Source organism: Rouxiella sp. Mn2063 (genome assembly GCF_049319665.1).
GTDB lineage: Bacteria > Pseudomonadota > Gammaproteobacteria > Enterobacterales > Enterobacteriaceae > JBMOUD01.
In genome coordinates this window covers 96,308-103,400 of record NZ_JBMOUD010000016.1, presented here as the reverse complement: position 1 = coordinate 103,400, position 7,093 = coordinate 96,308, and the positions used below count along the sequence as shown (strand labels likewise).

At 45.3% G+C, this 7,093-nt stretch carries 5 protein-coding genes; 1 reads left to right on the top strand and 4 read right to left on the bottom strand.

What is annotated here, in order from left to right:
- Nucleotides 1-274: 274 nt before the first annotated feature.
- Nucleotides 275-1,084: a hypothetical protein gene (locus ACL9RG_RS19300; RefSeq protein WP_422794265.1), complete on the bottom strand. Its 810-nt coding sequence runs from the start codon at nt 1,082-1,084 to the stop codon at nt 275-277.
- Between the two features lie 444 nt (nt 1,085-1,528).
- Here ACL9RG_RS19300 and ACL9RG_RS19295 point away from each other — a divergent pair, with 444 nt between their 5' ends.
- The gene (locus tag ACL9RG_RS19295; RefSeq protein WP_422794264.1) at nt 1,529-2,872 is read left to right on the top strand and encodes an LLM class flavin-dependent oxidoreductase; all 1,344 of its coding nucleotides are present in this window, start codon (nt 1,529-1,531) and stop codon (nt 2,870-2,872) included.
- A gap of 127 nt (nt 2,873-2,999) precedes the next feature.
- Here the strand turns inward: ACL9RG_RS19295 and ACL9RG_RS19290 are convergent, their stop codons facing one another.
- The 3 genes from ACL9RG_RS19290 to ACL9RG_RS19280 form a co-directional block, all read right to left on the bottom strand.
- A complete protein-coding gene (locus ACL9RG_RS19290; RefSeq protein WP_422794263.1) occupies nt 3,000-3,317 on the bottom strand; it encodes an AprI/Inh family metalloprotease inhibitor in 318 nt (105 codons plus the stop codon).
- 230 nt (nt 3,318-3,547) lie between these two features.
- Nucleotides 3,548-5,014, bottom strand: coding sequence for a serralysin family metalloprotease (locus ACL9RG_RS19285; RefSeq protein ID WP_422794262.1), 1,467 nt, complete (start codon nt 5,012-5,014; stop codon nt 3,548-3,550).
- A gap of 270 nt (nt 5,015-5,284) precedes the next feature.
- Nucleotides 5,285-6,733, bottom strand: coding sequence for a serralysin family metalloprotease (locus ACL9RG_RS19280; RefSeq protein ID WP_422794261.1), 1,449 nt, complete (start codon nt 6,731-6,733; stop codon nt 5,285-5,287).
- Nucleotides 6,734-7,093: the final 360 nt, after the last annotated feature.

The following is a 7,093-nucleotide window of genomic DNA, read 5'->3' as shown; positions in this document are numbered from 1 at the left end:
CCGGAAGAATACCGGCTGATGGCTGAAAACCCGGAAGTCTCAAAAAGTGCCTGGAACTAAAGCTGGGATACTTACAAAACCACAAGGACTTTATAGCTTTTTTATGTATAGCTGGAGTTAACACATCAAAAAAGATAATTATAAACACTCCTAACAGAGAATAAAGTATATACGTGAAAAAAGCATACTTATCATCTATTAACAATGAATAGTTTTTATCTTTCACAAGTCATAATAAATAATGGGAGTATGCAGGTTGGTTTATATATAAAACTCACCCAAACTGACGAACTAGCTCCCTAATACGAGCTGGTGATGATGCTCTAATATATACGGTGTCGTCGTCAATGCTTTCGATTCTTATCCCTGACACAGAAGAAACTTTCGCAATAATGTCATCATCATTAGAGCCAAATCGATGCTTAGGCAACCTTTCTCTAATCCATCTAGCTTCAGATAAAGATGAGGCATCCTTTTCTCTTAAGCTATTAAATAACAGTGATTTTATCTCCTGAAGTTCAGATCTAAACTCATCAGTTTCACTCATCTCTGGGATATTTGGTTTAACTACTGAAAATGATCCAAAGCTGTGTAATATAGGACTATCATCGGGATTCGACTTGTGATGCTCAATAGTTTTTTCTATTTTTTGCTTTAATGATACTTTGAATTTTTCAATTTCAGAATATCTCATATCCTTTGGATACTCGATATGTTCAATTGTTCCAGAATCGAAACAGTATTGAGTAACGTTATCTTTTATAATGACGACTGGTTTATCAAATGCAATTCTCATTCCTAATTCAAACATTACATTTGGATTTCTAGAACTCACATCACAAATGATAATTTCATCATTATATATATTGTTTACTATGCGTTTGTGTATTGTAGACACATCAAGACCAGTGCTAACGATTCGACTTTCTTTAAACCCTATGCTTGAAGTTACTTCATCAAGCATAGCTTTTATATCATCCCAATGTCCAACCCGATAATCTGATGTATCTGAGATAGGCATCACATACCCACAAATCATTTCATTATATTTCATCGTTTTTTCTATCGCTTTTTTTTTAGTCATGAAAAACTCTTTAAGGCTCTCTGCTACTCCCCAAACAGAATATACATTTAACTTTTTAATTTTGATAGTTAATTTAGAATATAATCTAGATCATTCATACAGCTCAATACTAACCGAGTCAACTTATAGTGTTAAATTGCCTCTCAAACCGGGTTAAAAATTTACTTGTTATTAATAACACTCCTATCGACCACAAGATAGAGAGTATCATCTACCTTCACAGCTAACTCCATTTGCTCATTATTATGACTACCAAGTCTCCCTGTAACAAACACGTTCAACTTAGCCTCCCCTTATATTACCTCCCCCTATCTCATTTTCGCAACTCGATAGCCACTATTGTTGTTTTACTTCGCGGGCTATCGAATTTAATAATCAAGCTAGATCAACACCTATCCACCTCATTGACCGCTGTGGCAGTCGACATTGGGCAAAGGCATAAATATGACGCAAAAAAGACAGTTACGTTTAGGGGCTATTATTCAGGGCGCGTCTGGCAATATGTCGGCGTGGCGACACCCGGATGCGGTGGCGGACGCCAGTATTAATATTAAGTTTTGCCAACAGCTGGCGCAGAAAGCAGAACAAGCAAAATTCGATTTCTTATTTGTGGCCGACGGGCTGTTTATTACCGAAAAGTCGATCCCGCATTTTCTCAATCGTTTTGAGCCAATCACTCTGCTCTCTGCGCTGTCGTTGGTAACACATAAGATTGGCCTGGTGGCGACGCTTTCGACCTCATACAGCGAGCCGTTTACCGTCGCCCGTCAGTTTGCCAGTCTGGATCATCTTAGCGGCGGTCGCGCCGGCTGGAATGTGGTGACGTCGCCGTTGGAAGGGTCGGCTAAGAACTTTTCTCGCGATAAACACCCGGAGCATGATGAGCGCTATCGTATTGCCAGCGAATATGTCGATGTGGTGAAAGGTTTATGGGATTCCTGGGAGGACGATGCTTTTGTTCGCGATAAAAACAGCGGGCAGTTCTTTGATGCCAGCAAATTGCACACGCTCAATCATCAGGGCAAATATTTTTCGGTAGCCGGTCCGCTGAACGTTGGCCGCTCGCCGCAGGGCCGACCAATTGTGTTCCAGGCCGGGGCGTCTGAGCAAGGCAAAGCCTTTGCCGCCGAGGCGGCAGACGCCATTTATACGCGTCAGGCCACGCCGGAACTTGCCCGCGAGTTTTATCAGGATGTGAAGCGCCAGTTGATAGAGAACGGCCGCGATGCCGAGGATATCCGCCTGTTCCAGGGCATTAGCGTGATCATTGGCGATACCGTTGAGGATGCCGAATATAAATATCAGCAAACCGCACAGTTGGTAACGGTTGCCAGCGCAGTTGAGCACCTTGGCCGCTATTTTGAGCACTATGATTTTAGCCAGCACGACCTCGACGCGCCGTTCCCTGATATCGGTGAATTGGGCCAGAATAGTTTCCGCAGCACCACCGATGAAATTAAACGCGATGCTAAAGAACGGGGCTTAACGCTGCGCCAGGCTGCATTAGAAGCGGCGACGCCACGCCCCACTTTCCTCGGCACCGCCAGCGATGTGGCTGATGGATTGGAGCACTGGTTTACCTCGGGGGCAACGGACGGCTTTATTGTACGCGGCGGTACGCCAACGGCTTTTGATGATTTTGTTGATACGGTGATCCCGTTGCTGCAACAGCGTGGGCTGTATCGCACGGAATATGAGGGCAATACTTTGCGAGAAAATCTTGGATTGCGCGAACCGGAAAACCAATTTGCGGTGAAATGGCCGCAGCCAGAACCCGTAACAGCTTAAAAATTAACGCTCAAACAGCAGACACTGCCTGTTTGGGCGATTAATTTCAGATCTGAAACAGCATCGATATTGGCTATGCGCGGTGTATTGACGTATATCGCCTGAAGCCAGTATCAACGCCAGCAAACTACGGTTTGTTTCTGGTTAGAATTTTACCCGCGCTATCCCAGATTTGGCTGCGATAATGTTCCCCATCCTGTGAGAAAAAAACAACGGTTAATCCCTCTTTGTCTAATAAAGCGATGCCATCTGGCGTCGGACGCCACGCCACAGGGGCTTGCGGCAGCACATCGTGTGGACAATCGGACAACAGACGCAACTGGAAGCCATTTGCAGATTGATCGCTCTGCGCGCTGAGATGAACAACGCATGACTGTGCTTTATCAGCCACTGTCCATTCACCGGATAGCGATTCGGCTGAAGGTAAGACCATACTGCTTGCCATAGAAGCTCCTGAGAAAAATAGCATCATTCCAATAATAAGGGTTTTACGCATATGCCAACACCCATCGCAGACTGCGGACAAAGCCGATGATTAGGGAAAGTACGCCGTTGGGGTCGGAGCGGCTTGTCCGTCGGAGCGCCCCTAGGCGTACTATGCCCGGATATCTCAATTTTCACGGCGACATTGTCATCGCACTGAAATGGTGGGTGCCAGCACCCACCGTTGCAGTTTTAAACGATAAAGTCGGTAGCCACATTCGCCTTGCCGACGATGTTCACCAAGAAATCTGGATTCGCACCACCGTTGATATTTAATGCCAGATCGCTGAGATTGCTCTGGGCATTATACGACAACAGGGCTTCACCCGCCTGACCGCTGAAATGGTCAACAAAATGAATGAAGTCGCTGCCTTTACTCCCCTGATTAAAGAAGGATAGGTCAATCTTGTCCTTACCTGTCTCAAAATCCCAGATTTTATCAGGCGACTTATAAGGTGAGTCGCTCAGGGCAGAGAAGACAAAGATATCGTTACCGCTGCCGCCCCATAGCTGATCCTGCCCGCCGCCGCCATAAATAACATCATTGCCGGCACCGCCTTTGATGATGTTATCGGCATCGTTGCCGACAATCACGTCGTTACCCGAACCGCCGATGGCGTTCTCGATAGTCACCCCGGCAGCGATGGATACGTTACCTTTCAGCCCACCGACATCAGAGAAAGAGCCGGCGTTCAGGTTGATGCGTTGATCCTGAGAATAACCAGAGAAATCGAGAGTATCATTACCGCCCGCATCCCAAACGGAGAAAATCAGTTTCTGGTTGCTATTTGTCGCGGTATAGAAATCCCGGCCGGTATTAGAATTAAAGCCATAAATGGTATCGCCAGTACGGGTGGACATGTTCGCGCCGTACAAATGCTGAATAGCGGCGATATCATCCACCAGCGGAGCCGCGGCATAGCTTCCGCGATTATCCCCGCCGGTCATCGATTCGCTCCAGTAGCTCATGACGCTAAACTGACGAGTATCTTCGGCATAGTTTGCATTGGCATAGGTTGGATTACCCTGCCCGGCATTATAAACGCCAGGGTGATCTAATCCCAAGGTATGGCCAATTTCATGAGTAAAGGTTAAACGGCCGTAATTACCTAATGCCGGATGCAAATTGGCATAAACACCATCACTGGTATTAGCACGGTCGTAATTGATATTAAACCAACTTTGCCCGTCAGTATTACGCCCACTATAATCATTGCCCGCGCCGGTTTGAGGCTTTATCGCATAGGCTTGCCCATCACCTTGAAAATTACCAAAGGTGATATTTGAACGGACATTGGGCGCGACTTCGACGAATTTAATATTTGCGACATCTGACCAAGACTGTAATGAAAGTTTCGCTTGTTCTTTCTGCTCTGCCGTAAACTTACTCAGCCCCGTGTCTTGATCACCCGCGAATCTCGAGTTTAAATTTTTCTTACTGTAGTCCCAGTCAGGGAAAGAGTAAGTGACGGTTGCCCCTTTGCCCGTAACATGCACGCCATTCCAGGTTTGTTCGCTGCGGGAGATTTGTTTGCCGGCAGTATCAATATCAAATGATGTCTTGTTATTTATATTCAAACCGCTTCCGCGATTATGGTAGTTGAGTAAGTCATTGACGCTAGCCCAACCTGTTTTCTTCCCGTTTAAAGCATTATCCATAATGTTCTCCAGTATGTAGATATTACCCTGTTACATCTCATAGACTTAATTAATAAAGTATTACTGATAGTTCACCCTGCAACTTTTAATACTAGTTTATTTTCCGACCATCTCAAGGCCATTAAAATGACGTAACAGATAACTAACTAAGATGTTCTTTATTTTTATTGCCGAAAAATAGATTAAGTATCAGTTTACAGGACGATTTTATTGCGTGTGTGGACATACTATAATATTAAACGGCGGGTATCATCACCCGCCGTTATCATTTTACACGATAAAGTCGGTAGCCACATTGGCCTGGCCGACGATATGCACCAAGAAATCTGGATTTGCACCGCCGTTGATGTTTAATGCCAGATCGCTGAGGTTGCTCTGGGTATCATACGACAACAGGGCTTCACCAGACTGACCGCTGAAATGGTCAACAAAATGAATGAAGTCGCTGCCTTTATCCCCTTGGTTAAAGAAGGATAAGTCAATCTTGTCCTTGCCTGTCTCAAAATCCCAGATCTTATCTGGGGCCTGATAAGGCGAGTCGTTCAGCTCAGAGAACACAAAGATATCGTTACCGCTGCCGCCCCACAGTTGATCTTGTCCGCCCCCGCCATAGATAACATCATTACCAGCCCCACCTTTAATGATGTTATCTGCGTCGTTACCGACAATCACGTCGTTACCCGAGCCACCAATGGCGTTCTCGATAGTCACTCCAGCCGCAATGGAAACGTTACCTTTCAGCCCGCCTACATCAGAGAAAGAACCGGCGTTCAGGTTGATACGTTGATCCTGAGAATAACCAGAGAAATCGAGAGTATCATTACCGCCCGCATCCCAAACGGAGAAAATCAATTTCTGATTGCTATTTGTCGCGGTATAGAAATCCCGATCGGTATTGGAATTAAAGCCATATATCGTATCGCCAGTACGGGTGGTCATGTTCGCACCGTACAAGTGCTGAATAGCGGCGATATCATCCAACAGCGGAGCCGCAGCATAACTCCCGGCGAAATCCTGCCCCGTGATTGTTGCGTCAAAATAGCTCATCACACTAAATCCGCGCGTATCCTCCGCATAGGCAGCATCAGCATAGGTAGGATTTTTATTAGGATCATCGCTGGCATTATAGTCCCCAGGGTGGTCGAGTCCTAACGTGTGGCCAATTTCATGGGTAAAGGTTAATCGCCCGTAGTTGCCCAACTCAGGATGCTGGTTACCCGACCCTGTCGTGCTGTACCAGGATTGCCCAGAAGCATCATAACCCCGATAATCATGATACGGGTTGCCATTCTTATCCGTCGTATGAGGGAGTAGCGCATACGCCTGAGTCTTGGGCGCATAAATATTACCAAAGGTTATATTGGAATATTGGTCGCCACTGACTTCGACGAACTTAAGATTGGCGACATCAGACCAGGACTGTAATGATAACTTGGCCTGCGCTTGTTGTTCTGAGGTGAATGCGGAGTGAATACGATCTCCACCGATATTATACCTCCCAGCTGCCCAGGCGGGAAAAGAATAAGTGACGGTAGCTTCCTTACCGGTTACGCCCACACCATTCCACGTGTAATCTCCCCTTGCGATCTGTATACCTGCCTGCTCAAGATCATATGAGGTCTTCCCATTTATCTCCAAACCGTTTCCGCGATTATGGTAGTTGAGTAAATCATCGACGTTATCCCAACCTGTCGTTTTTCCATTCAAAGCATTATCCATAACTTTCTCCAATATGTAGATATTATCCAGTTACATCTCATAGGGTTAATTGATAAAGCATTGCTAATATTTCAACTATCAGCTTTTTAATGGTAGTTTATTTTTCAACCACCTCAAGTTACCTTTAAATTCCCGGCAGACGACTCACTAAGATATTCTTTATGTTTAATTGGAGAAAATTATATTAAGTATCAGTTTATAAAACGGTTTTATTACGTGCGGCGGCATGCCCGCGGTCTTTGATAACTTTATCGATGGCTTGTCTTCAGTGCCGTAATAGCATGAAATGTTCATGCGGAATATAAAAGAAATGCCCGCGGGTTAAACACACCACTGCTTGAAAGGCTTATTATCTGAAAA

What these genes read in the sequence shown, in the direction of transcription:
- ACL9RG_RS19295 (WP_422794264.1), top strand. Translation starts at nt 1,529, where the DNA reads ATGACGCAAAAAAGACAGTTACGTTTAGGGGCTATTATTCAGGGCGCG.
- ACL9RG_RS19280 (WP_422794261.1), bottom strand. Translation starts at nt 6,733, where the DNA reads ATGGATAATGCTTTGAATGGAAAAACGACAGGTTGGGATAACGTCGAT.
- ACL9RG_RS19290 (WP_422794263.1), bottom strand. Translation starts at nt 3,317, where the DNA reads ATGGCAAGCAGTATGGTCTTACCTTCAGCCGAATCGCTATCCGGTGAA.
- ACL9RG_RS19300 (WP_422794265.1), bottom strand. Translation starts at nt 1,084, where the DNA reads ATGACTAAAAAAAAAGCGATAGAAAAAACGATGAAATATAATGAAATG.
- ACL9RG_RS19285 (WP_422794262.1), bottom strand. Translation starts at nt 5,014, where the DNA reads ATGGATAATGCTTTAAACGGGAAGAAAACAGGTTGGGCTAGCGTCAAT.